The 17,452-nt window shown below is 71.5% G+C and carries 14 protein-coding genes; 7 read left to right on the forward strand and 7 right to left on the reverse strand.

What is annotated here, in order from left to right; genetic code table 11:
• Nucleotides 1-10 precede the first annotated feature (10 nt).
• Together ACTHLI_RS06545 and ACTHLI_RS06550 are read left to right on the forward strand one after the other, a co-directional pair.
• Nucleotides 11-1,258 (forward strand): FAD-binding protein, encoded by a 1,248-nt coding sequence (locus ACTHLI_RS06545; protein WP_440182338.1) that lies wholly within the window; start codon nucleotides 11-13, stop codon nucleotides 1,256-1,258.
• Complete coding sequence (locus ACTHLI_RS06550; protein WP_440182339.1) at nucleotides 1,255-2,160, forward strand: aldose 1-epimerase family protein; 906 nt, start codon at nucleotides 1,255-1,257, stop codon at nucleotides 2,158-2,160. Before ACTHLI_RS06545 ends, ACTHLI_RS06550 begins: the two co-directional genes overlap by 4 nt.
• Nucleotides 2,161-2,234: 74 nt before the next feature.
• On the opposite strand, the gene ACTHLI_RS06555 is transcribed toward ACTHLI_RS06550, so the two are convergent.
• The 5 genes from ACTHLI_RS06555 to yicI all read right to left on the reverse strand — a co-directional run bounded on the left by ACTHLI_RS06555 (nucleotide 2,235) and on the right by yicI (nucleotide 9,823).
• Nucleotides 2,235-3,335, reverse strand: a complete 1,101-nt coding sequence (locus tag ACTHLI_RS06555; protein WP_440182340.1) for a substrate-binding domain-containing protein — start codon at nucleotides 3,333-3,335, stop codon at nucleotides 2,235-2,237.
• An 80-nt stretch (nucleotides 3,336-3,415) separates the two neighbouring features.
• Nucleotides 3,416-4,717, reverse strand: a complete 1,302-nt coding sequence (locus tag ACTHLI_RS06560) for an ABC transporter permease subunit (protein ID WP_440182341.1) — start codon at nucleotides 4,715-4,717, stop codon at nucleotides 3,416-3,418.
• An 8-nt stretch (nucleotides 4,718-4,725) separates the two neighbouring features.
• Nucleotides 4,726-6,240: a multiple monosaccharide ABC transporter ATP-binding protein gene (gene mmsA, locus ACTHLI_RS06565; protein WP_440182396.1), complete on the reverse strand. Its 1,515-nt coding sequence runs from the start codon at nucleotides 6,238-6,240 to the stop codon at nucleotides 4,726-4,728.
• 236 nt (nucleotides 6,241-6,476) lie between these two features.
• On the reverse strand, nucleotides 6,477-7,493 hold the full coding sequence (locus ACTHLI_RS06570; protein ID WP_440182342.1) for a LacI family DNA-binding transcriptional regulator: 1,017 nt from the start codon (nucleotides 7,491-7,493) through the stop codon (nucleotides 6,477-6,479).
• A 29-nt stretch (nucleotides 7,494-7,522) separates the two neighbouring features.
• Nucleotides 7,523-9,823 carry an alpha-xylosidase gene (yicI, locus tag ACTHLI_RS06575; protein WP_440182343.1) on the reverse strand — a complete coding sequence of 767 codons (2,301 nt, stop codon included), beginning with the start codon at nucleotides 9,821-9,823 and terminating at the stop codon, nucleotides 7,523-7,525.
• 197 nt (nucleotides 9,824-10,020) lie between these two features.
• Here yicI and ACTHLI_RS06580 point away from each other — a divergent pair, with 197 nt between their 5' ends.
• The 5 genes from ACTHLI_RS06580 (at nucleotide 10,021) to ACTHLI_RS06600 (ending at nucleotide 15,145) form a co-directional block, all read left to right on the forward strand.
• Entirely contained in the window at nucleotides 10,021-11,088 is a 1,068-nt protein-coding gene (locus ACTHLI_RS06580) for a sugar ABC transporter substrate-binding protein (protein WP_440182344.1), read from the forward strand.
• 110 nt (nucleotides 11,089-11,198) lie between these two features.
• Nucleotides 11,199-11,963 carry an ATP-binding cassette domain-containing protein gene (locus ACTHLI_RS06585; protein ID WP_440182345.1) on the forward strand — a complete coding sequence of 255 codons (765 nt, stop codon included), beginning with the start codon at nucleotides 11,199-11,201 and terminating at the stop codon, nucleotides 11,961-11,963.
• On the forward strand, nucleotides 11,960-13,261 hold the full coding sequence (locus ACTHLI_RS06590) for a sugar ABC transporter permease (RefSeq protein WP_440182346.1): 1,302 nt from the start codon (nucleotides 11,960-11,962) through the stop codon (nucleotides 13,259-13,261). Before ACTHLI_RS06585 ends, ACTHLI_RS06590 begins: the two co-directional genes overlap by 4 nt.
• A 73-nt stretch (nucleotides 13,262-13,334) precedes the next feature.
• Nucleotides 13,335-14,180, forward strand: coding sequence for a 16S rRNA (adenine(1518)-N(6)/adenine(1519)-N(6))-dimethyltransferase RsmA (gene rsmA / locus ACTHLI_RS06595; protein ID WP_440182347.1), 846 nt, complete (start codon nucleotides 13,335-13,337; stop codon nucleotides 14,178-14,180).
• A 41-nt stretch (nucleotides 14,181-14,221) separates the two neighbouring features.
• The gene (locus ACTHLI_RS06600) at nucleotides 14,222-15,145 is read left to right on the forward strand and encodes a 4-(cytidine 5'-diphospho)-2-C-methyl-D-erythritol kinase (protein ID WP_440182348.1); all 924 of its coding nucleotides are present in this window, start codon (nucleotides 14,222-14,224) and stop codon (nucleotides 15,143-15,145) included.
• Between the two features lie 68 nt (nucleotides 15,146-15,213).
• On the opposite strand, the gene ACTHLI_RS06605 is transcribed toward ACTHLI_RS06600, so the two are convergent.
• Together ACTHLI_RS06605 and ACTHLI_RS06610 are read right to left on the reverse strand one after the other, a co-directional pair.
• Nucleotides 15,214-15,906, reverse strand: a complete 693-nt coding sequence (locus tag ACTHLI_RS06605) for a hypothetical protein (protein ID WP_440182349.1) — start codon at nucleotides 15,904-15,906, stop codon at nucleotides 15,214-15,216.
• Between the two features lie 118 nt (nucleotides 15,907-16,024).
• Entirely contained in the window at nucleotides 16,025-17,398 is a 1,374-nt protein-coding gene (locus ACTHLI_RS06610; protein ID WP_440182350.1) for a glycosyltransferase 87 family protein, read from the reverse strand.
• Nucleotides 17,399-17,452 lie beyond the last annotated feature (54 nt).

Below are 17,452 nucleotides of genomic sequence, written 5' to 3' on the forward strand. Positions count from 1 at the left end.
GGAGGTTCGGGTGCGGAACTGGTCGGGGACCATCGAGTACGGAGCGAGCGCCGTGGAGGCGCCGTCGACGATCGACGAGGTGCAGCGGCTCGTCGCGCGCACCCCGCGCATCCGGGCGCTCGGCACCCGGCACTCGTTCAACGACATCGCGGACACCGAGGGCGTGCTCGTCACCACCACCGAGATCGCCCCGGACCTCGCGCTCGACCAGGAACGCCGCGTCGCCACGGTCGGCGCAGGCACCCGCTACGCGGCCGTCGCGACGTTCCTCACGGAGGCGGGGTGGGCCCTCCACAACATGGGCTCGCTGCCGCACATCTCCGTCGCGGGCGCGATCTCGACCGGCACGCACGGCTCCGGCGACCTGAACGGGAACCTGTCGACCGCGGTCCGCGGCCTGCAGTTCGTCGGTCCTGACGGGGAGCTGCGCTGGGTCCGCCACGGCGACGCGGACTTCCCCGGCTCGGTCGTCGCGCTCGGGCTGCTCGGGGTGATCGTGCGCGTCGAGCTCGCCGTCGAGCCCTCGTACCTGATCCGGCAGGACGTGTACCGCGGCCTGCCGTGGGCCACCCTGCTCGCGGACGTGCCCGCCATCACCTCGGCCGCGTACAGCGTGAGCGTCTTCACCGACTGGGTGACCGACCCGATCGGTCAGGTGTGGGTGAAGCGACGCCTCGCGGACGTGGACCAGGAGGTGCCGGAGGAGCTCGCCGGTGCGCTCCGCGACCCCCGCCACGACTCGCAGATCCTGCCGTCCGAGGACGACAACACGACCCAGCAGGGCATCGTCGGCGCCTGGTCCGCCCACCTGCCGCACTTCCGGATCGACTCGACGCCGAGCAACGGCGACGAGATCCAGACCGAGTACTTCGTCGCCAGGGAGGACGCGGCGGCGGCGCTCGCCGCCGTCCGGGAGCACGCGCACGACATCGCCCCGCACCTGCTGATCACCGAGCTGCGGACCATCGCGGCCGACGACCTGTGGCTCAGCCCCGCGACCGGCCGCGACTCGCTCGCGATCCACTTCACCTGGCGCAACGAGCCGGACGCGGTCGTGGCGCTGACCCCCGCGATCGAGGCGGCGCTCGACCCGTTCGCGGTGCGGCCCCACTGGGGCAAGGTGCACACGATGCCGGAGGCGGTCGTCGCGTCGCGCTACCCGCGCTTCGCGGACTTCCGCGCCCTGGTGCACCGCGTCGACCCGGGCGGCAAGTTCCGCGGGCCGGCGGTCGACCGCCTGCTGGAGGCGGGGGCGTGAGCGCGGTCCTGCCCGTCAGCGGCACCCCGATCGCCCTCCGCCGCGGCGCGTACGCCGCCGAGATCGCGTCGGTCGGCGCATCGCTGCGGGCCCTCCGGCACGACGGGCGGGATCTCGTCGTCCCGTTCCAGGAGGACGAGGTCCGGCCGCTGTACCGCGGGGCGGTGCTCGTGCCGTGGCCGAACCGCGTCGTCGACGGGCGCTACGCCTTCGACGGGGTGACGCAGCAGCTGCCACTCACCGAGCCGGATCGGGGGCATGCGCTGCACGGGCTCGCGTGCTGGAACGATTACCGCGTCGTGGCGCGCAGCAGCGGCGCGGTCGTGCTCGAGACCGAGATCGTCGCCCAGGCCGGCTACCCGCACCCCCTGCGCGTCGAGGTGGAGTACCGGCTCGGCGAGGACGGCCTCGAGACGCGGGTCACGACCACGAACATCGGCACGGACCGTGCGCCGTACGGCGCCTCCGGGCACCCCTACCTCGTCGGCGGTCCCGGGCGCGTCGACGACTGGACGCTCGAGCTCGCGGCCGAGCAGGTGCTCGAGGTGGACGCGGAACGACTCGTGCCGCAGGGCCTCGCGCCCGTCCAGGGCGGCCCGTTCGACTTCGCGGCGGCGCGGCGGATCGGGGACCTCTTCATCGATCACGCCTTCACCGGACTGCAGGCGCACCGGGCGCGGGTGACGGCCGCGGACGGCCACGGCGCCGAGCTTCGGTGGGACGCGGTCGCGCCGTGGGTGCAGGTGCACACCGCCGACCGGCCCGAACCGGAGTACGACCGCGCCGGCCTCGCGGTCGAGCCGATGACGTGCCCGCCCGACGCGTTCAACTCCGGCACGGACCTCGTGGTGCTCGAGCCGGGAGCCGCGCACACCCTGACCTGGACCATCGCGGCCGTCTGACCGCTCGAGGAACGCGAGCAGGGCCGCCGCCGGATGATCCGGCGACGGCCCTGCTTCGGTGCGAGCCCTGCGGCTCAGCCCTTCTTGGCGAGCGCCTCGAGGGTCGGGTTGTTGGCGTACGCCTGGACCGCGTTGGCCTTGGTCACGAGGACCGGGGTCAGCTCGATCGCGGGCACGACCTTCTGGCCGTTGTTGTTCTGCTTCGGGTCGTTCACCGTGTTCGGCTTCTTGCCCGCGGCGAGGTCCTTGACGAGGTCGACGGCCGCCTGGGCCTCCTCGTTGGTGTCCTTGTAGATGGTCGAGTACTGCGTGCCGTTCATGATGAGCGGGATCGACGCGGTCTCCGAGTCCTGACCGGTGATGACCGGGTTGGGCTTGCCCGCCGCCTTGACGGCGGTCAGGATGCCGCGCGCCAGGGTGTCGTTCGGGGAGAGGACGCCGTCGAGGCTCGTCTTCGAGTAGTACTTCGTCAGCAGGTTGGTCGCGCGGGCCTGCGCGTTCTGCGGCAGCCAGCCCTGCGTGTCGACCTTGTCGAACGTGGTCTGACCGGAGACGACCTTCAGGGTGCCGTCGTCGATCTTCGGCTGCAGGACGCTCATCGCGCCGTCGAAGAAGATCTTGGCGTTGGAGTCGTCCGGCGAACCGGCGAAGAGCTCCACGTTGTAGGGGGCCTTGCCCTTGGCCTTCAGGCCGTCGAGCAGCGCCTGACCCTGCAGCTCACCCACGTGGTAGTTGTTGAACGCGACGTAGTAGTCGACGTTCGGCGTGTTGGTGATGAGGCGGTCCCAGGCGATGACCGTGATGCCGGCCTTCTTGGCCGCCGCGACCTGCGAGCCGAGCTGGCTGCCGTCCGCCGCCCCGATGACGATGACCTTGTCGCCCTTCGTGACCATGGCCGAGACCTGCTGCTGCTGGCCGGGCACCGTGTTCGACGCCGGCGCGTACTGCACGTCGGCCTTGTAGCCGGCCTTCGTGATCGCGTCGGTGAAGTCCTGACCCGCGAGCACCCAGTTCTGGCTCGTCTTGGCCGGCAGAGCGACGCCGATGGACGCGCCCTTCGGGATCGAGGCCGCGGAGCCCGAGGCGGCCGGCGACGAGTTGCGAGCCGAGCAGCCCGTCAGGGCGAACGCCGTCAGCGCGACGGCGGTGGCGCCGACGATGAGCTTCTTCTTCATTGAGTTGCCTTACTTGATTGTGTGATCGATGGGACGTGAGTCCCGGTGCTGCGCGCGGCGGACATGACGCGTGCAGACGTTCAGGGGAGGGTGACCTTCGGCTGGTCCTGGTACGACGCCGGGGGCTCCTCGGCGGGCATGCCGGCCTTCGACGGCTCCTTCGGGATGCGCAGGCCGCCGAGCAGGCGCCCGGTCAGGGAGGGTCGGCCCTGCGTCTTCGAGTAGACGTCGAAGCCGACGGCCGCGAGCAGGACGAGGCCGCGGATGATCTGCTGCTGGCTCGAGCCGGCGCCGACCAGGAGCAGGCCGTTCTGCAGGAACGCCATCACCAGGCCGCCGATGATCGACGCGTTGACCGTGCCGATGCCGCCCGAGACGGCGGCACCGCCGACGAACACCGCGGCGATCGCGTCGAGCTCCCAGCCCGTGCCGTCCTGCGGGCCGGAGGCGTTCGCGTAGGCGATGAACGTCATGCCGGCGACGGCGGCGAGGACCGCCATGTTGAACATCACGAAGAAGTTCACGCGCCGGGCCGAGACGCCGGACAGGACGGCCGCGGCCGAGTTGCCGCCGACCGCGTAGATCTGGCGGCCGAGGATCGTGTTCTGGGTGATGAAGCCGTACAGCAGGACGAGGACGCCGAGGATGAGGGCGACGATCGGCACCGAGGTGCCGGCGGGGCCCGCCGCGAACTCGTAGATCACGATCGCCGTCACCACGGAGAACGTGACGATGCGCACGACGCTGCCCCACACCGGGATCACGTCGGCCTGCATCTTCGCGCGGCGGCGGCGCGCCCGCAGCTCGCGCCAGACGATGATCACGATCACGACGAGCCCGATGAGCAGGGTGCCGTTGCTGTAGCCGGTGTTCGGGCCGAAGTCCGGGATGAAGCCCGCGCCGATGAACTGGTAGCTGTTCGGCACGGGCACGCTGTTCGAGTTGCCGACGAGCTGGTTGAGCCCGCGGAAGATCAGCTGCCCCGCGAGGGTCACGATGAAGGCCGGGACCCGGACGAACGCGACCCAGAAGCCCTGCCACGCGCCGGCGACCGCGCCGACGACGAGGCCGAGCAGGATCGCGGCGGGCGGCGCCCAGTGCCAGACCGCCATCGCCTGGGCCACGACGATGCCCGTGAACGCCGCGATCGAGCCGACCGAGAGGTCGATGTGGCCGGCGACGATCACCTGCACCATGCCGATCGCGAGGATCAGGATGTAGGAGTACTGCAGGAAGACGTTGATGACGTTCGTCGGCAGGATCGTCGTCCCCCCGTCCCAGATCGAGAAGATGACGAGGATCGCGACGAGCGCGAAGATCATCCCGAACTGGCCGGCGCCGGAGCTGTTGGCGCTGCCGAACAGCCGCTGCACTGTCTTCATGGGGTGGCTCAGGCCTTCCTGGTGTTGGCGGTCATGCTGCGCATGAGGGTCTCGGGGTCCGCTTCGGCGACGGGCAGCTCGTTGGTGATCGAGCCCTCGAAGATCGTGTAGATGCGGTCGGAGATGCCGAGCAGCTCGGGCAGCTCGGAGGAGATGAGGATGATGCCCTTCCCCTGCGCGGCGAGCTGCTGGATGATCCCGTAGATCTCGAACTTGGCGCCGACGTCGATGCCGCGCGTGGGCTCGTCGAGGATCAGCAGGTCCGGGTCGGTGAACATCCACTTCGCGAGGACGACCTTCTGTTGGTTGCCGCCCGAGAGCTTGCCCACCCCCTCCTCGACGGTCGAGGCCTTCGTGCGCAGCTGCTTGCGGAAGCGCTCGGCGACGTCGTACTCCTGCACCGGATCGACCACGCCCGCGGTGGAGATCTTCTGCAGGTCCGCGGCCACGGTGGAGCGCTTGATGGTGTCGAGCAGGTTCAGGCCGAGCGCCTTGCGGTCCTCGCTGACGTAGCCGAGCCCGGCGTCGATCGCCCGCTTGACCGTGTTGGTCCTGATCTCCTTGCCGTCCTTGTACACGTGCCCGTCGAGGACGGTCCCGTAGGAGTGGCCGAAGATGCTCATCGCGAGCTCCGTGCGGCCCGCGCCCATCAGCCCCGCGAAGCCGACGATCTCCCCGCGGCGGACGAAGAAGTTCTCGCCCTTGCAGACGAGCCGGTTCGGGTCGAGCGGGTGCTGGACCGTCCAGTCCTTCACCTCGAAGAACACGTCGCCGATGTGCGGGGTCCGGTCGGGGAAGCGGCTCTCGAGCGACCGGCCGACCATGCCGCGGATGATCCGGTCCTCGTCGACCCCGCCCGCGCGCACGTCGAGCGTCTCGATCGTGCGCCCGTCGCGGATGATCGTGATGGTGTCGGCGATCTGCTCGATCTCGTTCAGCTTGTGGCTGATCATGATCGAGGTCACGCCGCGCTGCTTGAGCCCGACGATGAGGTCGAGCAGGTGCTGGGACTCCGCCTCGTTCAGGGCCGCGGTGGGCTCGTCGAGGATCAGCAGCTTGACGTTCTTGTTCAGCGCCTTCGCGATCTCGACCAGCTGCTGCTTGCCGACGCCGATCGCCTTGATCTGGGTGTCGGGGTCCTCGGTGAGCCCGACCCGCCCGAGCAGCTCCCTCGCGGTGAGCTGCGCGCTCGTCCAGTCGATGACCCCGAACCGGCTCGGCTCGTTGCCCAGGAAGATGTTCTCGGTGATCGAGAGCTCGGGGATGAGCGCGAGCTCCTGATGGATGATCACGATCCCGGCGGCCTCGGACTGCTTGATGCCGCCGAACCGCACGACCTCGCCCTGGTAGACGATGTCGCCCCCGTACGTGCCGAAGGGGTAGACGCCGGAGAGCACCTTCATCAGGGTCGACTTGCCCGCGCCGTTCTCGCCGCAGATCGCGTGGATCTCGCCGGCCCGGACGGTCAGGTTGACATCGGAGAGCGCCTTGACGCCGGGGAACTCCTTCGTGATGTCGCGCATCTCGAGGATCGCCGGGGTGGTCGCTGCTGCCACGTCGCTTCCCTTCGGCCGCCTCGCCGGTGTGCGCAGAGCGCTGCCGCACCGGGGGCGGTCGATGACGCCGGTGTCGGCGACGGCCGGGGCACCGGGCCGTCAGGGTCAGGTTCCGATCATGTGACCGGTCACATCGCCTCGAGGACTATAGACCCCCGGTGAACCCCGGTCCCGGGAGGGAGCGGCCCCCTGTTGCGCGATCGTTACCGCCGCGGTGCACCGGTGGACTCCCGGACGATGAGGCGGGGCGGCACCGGCGGCTCCGCGAGGGTCGACCCGTCGTCGCCGACCAGCGCGATGAGGCAGCGCCTGCCGAGGTCCGCGAAGTCCGTGCGCACCGTGGTCAGCGGCGGCGAGAGGTGGGCCGCCTCGGGGATGTCGTCGTAGCCGACCACGCTCACGTCGCCGGGCACGTCGAGCCCCAGGTCGCGCGCCGCGTGCAGGAGCCCGAGCGCCATCTGGTCGTTGGCGCAGAAGTACGCCGTCGCGTCGCGCCGCCGCAGGAGCTCGAGGCCCGCCCTGTGCCCGAAGTCCGCGGTCCAGTCGCCGAGCACGGGCGGCAGCACGGACAGCTCCCGCTCGAGCAGCTCGAGCAGGAAGCCCTGCATCCGCGCGTCCGCCTCGGTCCAGTCCTTCGGGCCGGCGAGGTGCCGGATGTCGCGGTGCCCGAGGTCCGCCAGGTGCGCGACGGCGAGCCGCGCGCCCTGGATCTCGTCGACCGCGAGGGCGTCCGGCGCCGACTCCTCCGCCCGTGACCGCAGGGTCACGTAGGGCACCTCGGGCGCGAGCTCGGCGATCAGCTCGAAGGCCCGCACCTGCGGCGCCACGACCACGAGCGCCTCGATGTCTTGATCGAGGAGGTGCTCGACGGCCTCGCGGATGGTCCGCTCGTCCCGGCCGGTGACGGAGGCGGAGGTGACCCGTCGACCGCGGGCGCGGGCCGCGTCCTCGATGGCGCGGATGCTGCGGATGGCTCCGTACTGGTCGGGGACGGTGTTGAGCACGCCGATGGTGTTCGAGCGGTTCGTGCTGAGCGCGCGCGCCGCGGCGTTCGGCCGGTACTGGAGCTCCGCCATCGCCGCCAGGACCCGGTCCCTGGTCTCGTCGCGGATGCTGATGTGGTTGTTCAGGACGCGCGAGACCGTCTGGTGGGAGACCCCGGCGACCCGGGCGACGTCGCGGATCGAGGCGGCGCGTGCTGCGCCTTCCTTGATCGTCATCGCGTCCTCGTTCGTGCGGGTCGGGGTGCTCAGTATGGATCGGCGCGCGGGATCTCGAGCACGGCGCGGCCGTCGCGCGCGACCTCGGTGCGCGATCCGACCTGCAGCGACCACCGGCCGGCGGGTCCGCTCGCGGTCACCGCGTCGGCGTCCGTCTCGACGACGAACACGGCGTCGGCGACCCGGACCTCGTGCCGGGCGGGCGCGCCCGGGAACACCCGGAGGAGGAGCCCGTCGAGGTGGTCCGTGTCCGGACGGTCCGCCCGCTCGGCGAACGGCAGCACGGCGCCGTCCCGGACGTAGAGCGGCAGCGAATCGAAGCCGTGACGCTCGCGGCGCCAGGTCGGGCCGACGACCCGCTCGCCGGTCAGCAGCCCCGTCCAGCCGCCTGCCGGCAGGTAGAACTCGACGTCGCCGTCCTCGCGGAACACCGGTGCGACCAGGAGATCCGGTCCGAAGAGGTACTGCCGGTCGAGCGTCCGCGCCGTCGGGTCGTCGGGGAAGCCGAGGACCATCGGGCGCAGCACCGGCATCCCGGTGGCCGCCGCCTCGCGGCCGGCGGCGACGACGTACGGCGACAGGCGGTTCTTCAGCTCGGCGAACCGACGCGTCACGGCGACCGCCGAGTCGGGCGCGGACTCGTCCTCGTCGAAGAGCCACGGCACCCGGTAGGAGTCCGAGCCGTGGAAGCGGCTGTGGCTCGACAGCAGCCCGAAGGGCACCCAGCGCTTGAAGACGGCCGCGTCCGGTGTCCCCTCGAAGCCGCCGATGTCGTGGCTCCAGAACCCGAACCCCGACAGGGCAAGGGAGAGGCCGGCCCGCAGCGTCTCCGCCATCGACGCGAACGTCGACGTCGAGTCGCCGCCCCAGTGCACCGGGTGGCGCTGGCCGCCCGCGGTCGCGGAGCGGGCGAACAGCACCGCCTCGCCCGGGCGCTCCTCCTCGAGCACGCGGTGCACGGCCGCGTTGTAGCGCTCGGTGTACAGGTTGTGCATGCGCTCCGGATCGGTGCCGTCCGCGTGCACGACGTCGACGGGGATGCGCTCGCCGAAGTCGGTCTTCAGCGCGTCGACGCCCTGCCGCAGCAGCACGCGGAGCTTGTCCTGGAACCAGGCGACGGCGGCGTCGCTCGTGAAGTCGACGATGCCCATCCCCGCCTGCCAGAGGTCCCACTGCCAGACGGATCCGTCGGGACGGCGCAGGAGGTGGCCCGCGGCCATCGCCTCGGCGAACAGGGGGGACCGCTGGGCGATGTACGGGTTGGTCCAGACCGAGACCTTCAACCCGCGCTCGTGGAGGCGACGGAGCATGCCCTCCGGATCCGGGAACACCCGCGGATCCCAGGTGAAGTCCGACCACTGGAACTCGTGCATCCAGAAGCAGTCGAAGTGGATGACCGACACGGGCAGGCCGCGGTCGCGCATCCCGTCGAGGAAGGAGGTGACCGTCGCCTCGTCGTACGCGGTGGTGAAGCTCGTGGACAGCCACGGGCCGTAGCTCCAGACCGGGACGTCGGACGGCCTCCCGGTGAGCGCGGTGTACCGCTCGAGGATCGCCGCCGGCGTGTCACCGGCGATCACGAAGTACTCGAGCGACTCGCCCTGCACCGAGAACTGCACGCGCTCGACGGCTTCGGAGCCGACCTCGAACGAGACGTGGCCCGGTTCGTTCACGAAGACGCCGTAGCCGGCGTCGGTGAGGTAGAACGGCACGTTCTTGTAGGCCTGCTCGCTCGACGTCCCGCCGTCGGCGTTCCAGATCTCGACCGTCTGGCCGTTCTTCACGAACGGGCCGAACCGCTCGCCGAGCCCGTACACGTGCGTCCCGACGCCGAGCTCGAGCTGCTCGTGGATGTACGACCGGCCGAGCGCGAGCCCGATCGGAGGCGCGTCGACCTCCGCATCGGGTGCGAGATCGATCCAGGCCGCCGATCGGTGCCCGCTGCCGGTGAGCGGGCGATCGCCGTCCAGGAACTCGAGGCTCCACGGCGCTCCCCGGCGGACGCGGGCGGTGAGGCGGCCGCTCCGGACGACGCCGGAACCGTCCTCGGCGATCTCGGCCGAGCCCGGAACCGGTTCGGCCACCTCGAACCGGGTCGCCTCCCCGCCTCCGGTGTGGTGCTCGATCCGGACCCGGATGACGCCCGGCAGGTGCGGGGCGACCGTCACGGTCAGCACCGGCAGGTTCAACGTGTCGCCCCGGCTCGCGATGCGCTTGGTGGGGGCGACGACGACGAGCGCGCCGTCGTCCGCGGTGAGCTCGTAGGCCTCCTGGGCGAAGTGCGCCCGGACGCCGGGACGCGCCAGCCAGAACCCGTTGGTGAACCGCATCGCCCCCCGCTTCCCAGGGCACGGCGCCCTCGCTCGACGGCGTCACTCTGGCACAGCGACGCGCCAGATTTGTTGTTATCGCATCGTTATGTGACTGGTCACATGCGGCTGGGGTCGACCTGGGTATGGTCTGCGAATTCCTCACAGTCGAGGGATCGGCGGCTCCGGCCCCCGTGTCTGAGAAAGGTAACGAAGCCTTGAAGAGCTCCATCCTGGGCGTCGCCGCGGTCCTCGCCGCCGCGACCCTCGCCCTCACGGGCTGCTCCAACTCCTCCGGCTCCGGCTCCGGCTCGTCCGGCGGGGCCACGACCGCGGCCAAGAAGACCGCGTGCGTGATCCTGCCCGACACCGAGTCGTCGCCCCGTTGGGAGAGCGGCGACCGGCCGGCGCTGAACAAGGCCCTCACCGCGGCCGGGTTCAACGCGAACATCCAGAACGCGCAGAACAGCACGACCAAGTACACGTCCATCGCCCAGGCCCAGCTCACGAAGGGCTGCGGCGTGATGCTCCTCGTCGACCTGAACGGCGTCGGCGCGACCGTCCTCGCGAAGGCCCACACCGCCGGTGTGCCGGTCATCGCGTACGACCGCCCGATCAAGGGCGCCGACTACTACGTCTCGTTCGACAACGAGAAGGTGGGCGAGCTCGAGGGTCAGATGATCGTCGACGGGCTGAAGGCCGAGAAGAAGGACCCGAAGACGGCGAGCGTCGTCTGCATGTCGGGTGACCCGACGGACGGTAACGCGGCCTACTTCAAGGCCGGCGCGCTGAAGGTCATGGGCGCTGCGGGCATCAAGTGCGCCCTGTCGCCCGCGGGCACGTGGGACGCGACGAAGTCCGGCACCGAGTTCCAGCAGGCGTACACGACGCTGAAGGGGAACATCGACGCGGTGTGGACGGCGAACGACGCGAACAACGCGGCCATCATCACGGTGCTGAACAAGTACAACAAGACGGTCCCGACGTCCGGTCAGGACGCCTCCGTCGCCGGTCTGCAGAACATCCTGCTCGGCAAGCAGTACGGCACCGTGTACAAGCCGTACCAGCTCGAGGCGAAGCAGGCTTCCGACGTCGCCATCGCGCTCCTGAAGGGCACCAAGCCCTCCGCGCCGACGACGCAGGCGGGTGTGCCCTCCTTCCTCGAGACGCCGATCCTCGTGACGGCGAGCAACATGAAGCAGGTCTTCGACGACGGCAACGCGCAGGCCTCCGCGGTCTGCACCGGCAACGTCGCGCCGAAGTGCACGGCGGCCGGCATCAGCTGATCGCTCCTCGATGAGGCCGACGGGCCCGGCGCGTGCGCCGGGTCCGTCGGCCCGTCCGCTGTTCTCCCGCCGCCGGCCCCCGGCGGCCCCCGCTCGAAGAAGGAGGGGGCATGGTCGCCCCGTACATCGAACTGAAGAACATCCGGAAGGGCTTCGGTCCCGTCGAGGTGCTGAAGGGGGTCAACCTCAAGGTCTTCCCGGGCCAGGTGAGCGCCCTCGTCGGCGACAACGGCGCGGGCAAGTCCACCCTCATCAAAGGCCTCGCCGGCGTGCAGCCCTACGACTCCGGTGAGGTGCTCATCGGCGGCCAGCCCGCGCACCTGACCAGCCCGACGCAGGCGTCGCGCCTCGGCATCGAGGTCGTCTACCAGGACCTCGCGCTGTGCGAGAACCTCGACATCGTCCAGAACATGTTCCTCGGCCGCGAGGAGATCCATCAGGGCACGCTGAGCAACGGCGAGATGGAGAAGCAGGCGTCCGCGACGCTCGGCTCCCTGTCGGTGCGGACCATGAAGTCCGTGCGCCAGAAGGTCTCGTCGCTCTCCGGCGGTCAGCGGCAGACGGTCGCGATCGCACGGGCGGTGCTGCAGCAGGCGAAGGTCGTCATCCTCGACGAGCCGACCGCCGCGCTCGGCGTCGCGCAGACCGAGCAGGTGCTCCTGCTCGTCCGGCGCCTCGCGGAGCAGGGCGTGGGCGTGCTGATCATCAGCCACAACCTCGCCGACGTGTTCGCCGTCGCCGACCACATCAACGTGCTCTACCTCGGGACGATGGTCGCCGAGGTCGAGACGCGTGACACGAACCGCGACGACGTCGTGGGCTACATCACCGGCGCGAAGTCGTTCACGCCGAACCTCGAAGGAGCGGCTCGATGACCACCGAGCAGCAGGGCGTCGACACGAGCCTCGAGCAGAAGGTCGATCCGGGCAGCGGCGCGACGCCTCCCGGCATCGCGACGGGCTACGAGGGCACCGCGGCGGACCAGTTCCGCGCCTACATCGCCCGCGTCCGCGCGGGCGAGATGGGCATGCTGCCCGCCCTCGGCGGCTTCATCGTGCTCTGCATCCTGTTCCAGTTCCTGAGTTCCGACTTCCTGAGCCTGCCGAACATCGCGAACCTGCTCACGCAGACCGCGTTCCTCGGCGTGCTGGCGGTCGCGCTCGTGTTCGTGATCCTGATCGCGGAGATCGACCTGTCGGCCGGTGTGACCGCCGGTGTGGGCATGGCGGTGTTCATCCAGCTGAACGACGCCATGCACGTGAACTGGATCCTCGCGTTCGTCATCGCGCTCGCGGTCGGCATCCTGATCGGCCTGTTCATCGGGTACTTCGTGGCGAAGGTCGGCATCCCGTCGTTCGTCGTCACCCTGGGCCTGTTCCTCGGCCTGCAGGGCCTGCAGCTCGTCCTGCTCGGCGACGGCAACTCGTACCGGGTCACGGAGCCGGCCGTCACGGCGATCGAGAACAGCAACATCCCGCCCGTCATCGGCTGGATCCTGTGGGCGATCGCCGTCCTCGTGACGCTCGCCACCGCGTTCTACGACCGCGGACGGCGACTCCGGGCCGGCGTGCCCGTGCGCTCGATCGGCCTGCTGATCGCGCGGGTGGCCGTCATCGCGGTGCTGAGCGGCGCTGGCGTGTTCCTGCTCAACCTCAACCGGGGACAGAACGCGCTCTTCCCGATCGCGGGTGTCCCGATCGTCGTCCCGATCGTGATCGCGCTGCTCTGGATCGGCACCCAGGTGCTCGACCGCACCCGCTGGGGCATCCACCTCTACGCGGTCGGCGGCAACCCGGAGGCGGCGCGCCGCGCCGGCATCAACGTCGCGGCGGTGCGGATGTCGGCGTTCGTGCTCTGCTCAGGGCTCGCCGTCGTGTCCGGCCTCTTCCAGGCCAGCCAGGTCGGCGTCGTCGGGTCGAGCTTCGGCCAGACCGACGTGCTGAACGGCGTCGCCGCCGCGGTGGTCGGCGGGGTGAGCCTGTTCGGTGGTCGCGGCCGGCTCGTGCAGGGGCTCATGGGTGCGCTCGTCATCACCGCGATCACGAACGGCCTCGGCCTGCTCGCGCTGCCCGGCGGCGTGAACCTGCTGATCACCGGTGGCGTGCTGGTGCTCGCCGCGACCGTCGACGCGCTGTCGCGGAAGCCCAACGGCGCCTCGCTCGCCCGCGTCTGATCGCCGCCCCTCGGTTCCGCGGACCGCGCGGTCCCGCGGAACGGAGGGGCGCGCGGGCGGTACGCTCGCGCGGATGGACGGGGACGGCGCGGGGCTGCTCGGCGCCGCCGACATCCGGCGGCTCGCGGCCGCGCTCGACGTGTCGCCGACGAAGTCGCTCGGCCAGAACTTCGTGCACGACGCGAACACCGTGCGCCGGATCGTGCGCATGGCCGGCGTGGCCGGCGGGGACCCCGTGCTCGAGGTCGGGCCGGGGCTCGGATCCCTGACCCTCGGGCTCCGCGAGGCCGGCGCGTCCGTGACCGCCGTCGAGATCGACGCGCGGCTCGCCGCCGCGCTGCCCGCGACCGCGGCCGACCGGCTGCCGAGTGCGGCCGACCGCCTCGTCGTCGTGACCGGCGACGCGATCCGCGTGCCGATCCCCGGGTCGCCGCACGGCCTGGTCGCGAACCTGCCGTACAACGTCGCCGTGCCGATCCTCCTCCGGCTGCTCGCCGACGTGCCCTCGCTCGTGTCCGGCGTCGTGATGGTGCAGGCGGAGGTGGGGGAGCGGCTCGCCGCGAGTCCCGGATCGAAGGTCTACGGCGCCCCGAGCGTCAAGGCGGCCTGGTACGGCGCGTTCGCGCTCGCGGGGACCGTGCCGCGCGGCGTCTTCTGGCCCGTCCCGAACGTGGACTCGGTGCTCGTGCGCTTCGCGTGCACGGAGCCGCCCGGCGACGAGGCGCTGCGGGCCGCGGTGTTCCGCCTCGTCGACGCGGCGTTCGTGCAGCGGAGGAAGACGCTGCGGCAGTCGCTCGCGCCGGTGCTCGGCGGCGCGCAGGCCGCGGCCGAGATCCTGGAGCGCGCGGGCGTCGACCCCGGGCTGCGCGGCGAACGGCTCGACGTCGAGCGCTTCGTCGCGATCGCCCGCGCCGTCTGAGCGCGGTCCCGGCCGGCGCCGGGTCGGTAGGTTCTTGAGGCATGGGCACTGCTGTGCGCTCGGTGCACGTGCGGGCACCGGGGAAGGTCAACGTCTCCATGCGGGTGGGGGCGGCGATGGCCGACGGTTACCACGACGTGGCGACCGCCTACCAGGCGGTGTCGCTGTTCGAGGAGCTGCACGCCGAACGCGACCAGGAGCTCTCGCTCGACTTCTCCGGCCCCGTGCCCACCGGCTCGCTGCCGGTGGACCGGACCAACCTCGTGCTGCGGGCCGCGCACCTGCTGCAGGCCAGGTCCGGGTACCGCGGCGGGGCACGCATCCACGTCGTGAAGCGGGTGCCGATCGCCGGCGGGATGGGGGGCGGCTCGGCGGACGCCGCGGCGGCGCTCGTGGCGCTCGACGCCCTATGGGGGCTCGGGCTCGGGCGGGAGGAGCTGCTCGCGCTGGGGGCCGAGCTCGGCGCCGACGTCCCGTTCGCGCTCACGGGCGGCACCGCGATCGGCACGGGCCGCGGCGACCGGCTCAGCCCGGCGCTCGCCAAGGGCCCGTTCCACTGGGTCATCGCGCTGAGCGAGCCGGGGCTGTCGACCCCGCTCGTCTACTCGACGCTCGACGAGCACCGTGCGCGGCACGCGGCGGACCTGCCGCCGGTCGCGGCGCCGCACGTGGACGCCGCGGTGCTGCAGGCGCTGCGCTCCGGCGACCCCGTCGCGCTGGCGGAGGCGCTGCACAACGACCTGCAGGTGGCCGCCCTGCACCTCCGGCCCGAGCTCGGCGACCTGCTGGAGCTCGGGGAGCGCAACGGCGCCCTCGCCGGCGTGGTCTCCGGTTCGGGTCCGACGATCGCGTTCCTGGCCGCCGATCTCGACGCCGCGCTGAGCCTGCAGATCGCGCTGTCCGCCGCGCGCCACACCGTGCTGCGGGCGACGGGCCCTGCGCCCGGCGCCCGGGTCGTCGGCTGAGTGCTGCCCGACACGCGACGAGGGGCCGCCCCTTGGCGGGACGGCCCCTCGTCGAGCGTGCGGCTGCGTCAGCTGCCGGTGACGGTCAGCTTCGCGATGCCGACCTTGAGGCTGCCCGTGACCGCCGTGGTCTTGAAGGTCGAGTTCAGCAGCGAGGCCGCCGTGCTCGAGATGTAGACGGTCGTGCCCTGGAGCACGTACGCGTCACCCTCCTTCGTCACCGGGTTCAGCGTGGTGCCGTCGAGCCGGAAGAGGTCGGCGCCCTTCGCCGCCTCCTTGCCGTTCACGTACACGTCGCCGTTCACGTGGCTGTGGTTGCCGGGGTCGATCACGAAGTTCTTCAGCTCCACCTTCGTGCCGCCCGCGGTGAGCGACAGGCCGGAGCCGGTGTGGTCGAGCTCGCCCTGCACATACGGGCGGACGCCCGTGGACGGGTCGTAGTACGTGATGTTCCCGCCCGTGATCGGGAAGGTGAGCACGCCGGCCTTCGACAGCGTCGCGGTGCCGATCGTGCCGGGCGTCAGCTTCAGCGACTGCAGCGCGCTCACGAAGCCCGGGTCGAGCGTGATCTGCGTGGTCTTGCCGTTGACGGTGGTGAACACCGCGGCCGGCGTGGGCGACGGCTTCGGGGTCGCGGAGGCGGAGGTGCCCGCGCCCGGCTGGGTCGAGTTGCCGGTGTTCGACTGGGCGCAGCCGGCCAGGGCGGCGACGACGAGCCCGGCGCCGAGGAACGCGGTGAGGGACTTGGTCGGGGTACGCATGGGACGGATTCCTCTCGGGGAGCACTCGACGTGCGGACGGTCCGCACCCGGTGGGCTCCCTGCTCCTGTGGTGCAGGTGGCGAGGGTTCGGGACCGCGGGGATGCCGGTTTGGTGCGGTCAGCCGATGGTCAGGTTGGCGGCAGCCCGGCGCCGGACGATCGCGGCGAGGACGGGCAGCACGGCGGCGACCAGCAGCGCGCTGCGGAACCACCACACGTGCTGGTGCAGGCCGATCAGCGACAGCACGATCACGACCCCGAACCACTCCCACCGCTCGCTCATCACGATGAAGGGGATGAGCAGCAGGGTGTACCAGCCGTAGCTCGGGCTGAGGAGCAGGAGGGCGCCACCGATCATCGTCGTCTGGGCCGCCCACGGGTCGGCCGGGTTCGATCGGATCAGCAGCACCACGGCGAGGACGGCGACGGCGAGCACCGCGACGGGGGTGGAGACGCTGTCCGGCAGGACGGCGGACACCAGCGCGGACCGCGTGCCGTTGTCGTAGCCCTCCTCGTTCAGGTAGCCGGGCAGGTACCCGATCACGGAGGGGCCGACGGCGAGCACGTGAGGCAGGTACGTGAGCGCCACCGTGCCGAGCGCGGCGGCGCCGATCACCCACGGTCGCCGACGGCCGAGCGGCGGCGCGACGAGCGCGGGCAGGAACTTCGTCGCGATCGCGAGCCCCAGCACGACCCCGCCCCCGACCCTCCTGCCGCGCGCGATGAGCACGGTCGCCGCCACGGCGAGGAACGTGGACCACGCGTCGACGTGGGCGTTGTTCACAGCCTCGATCGTCACGAGCGGGCACCAGCCGAACACGGCTGCGAGCCGCGGGTCGCGACCGGAGCGCGCGAGGGTCCAGAGCAGCAGCCCCGTCGTCCCCAGCACCGCGAGCAGTCCGAGCAGCTGGATCGGCAGGTACTGCACCCCTGGCGGCACCAGGATCCGAGCCGCCGCGAACAGCGCCTCCGCGACGGGCGGGTAGATCGTGGGGACCTGGGGCCGGTTGATCGCGGTGCAGATCGTCCCGGGAGCACCCACGTGGGCGGTCGGCCGCGCGCGGGGGCCGGGGCAGGTCGTGGTGCCGTCCGCGGCCGTGCCGGGCTGCGGGAACAGCCACTCCGGCCGGAGGTGCGCGAGCGCGGCGTCCGCCGGCACGAACGCGTACGGCGAGATCCCGGCGTCCTGCACGATGCCGTCCCAGCTGTAGCGGGCCGAGTCGGTGCTGATGGCCGGCTGCGCGGTCGCTCCCGCCGCGCCGACGAGCAGGGTCCCCGCGAGCACGAGCGCGGGCACCGCCCGGGCCGGCACGCGCGTCAGGAGCAGCACCGCGGCCGCGAACAGCGTCCAGCAGACCCCCTCCACCGCGAAGTACAGGGGGAGCCCTCGGCCGTGCAGGATCCCGACGCCGGCCACGAGCCAGACGGTCACGGCGGCGATCGCGGCGAGCAGCGCCGCGACGGGCGCGATCCTGACGATCGCGGCGCGCATCCCTCCATCCTGCCGGTCGGCTCCGAACATCACTGCATGGGTTCGGAGTGCCGT

Source organism: Amnibacterium sp. (assembly GCF_051956055.1).
GTDB lineage: Bacteria > Actinomycetota > Actinomycetes > Actinomycetales > Microbacteriaceae > Amnibacterium.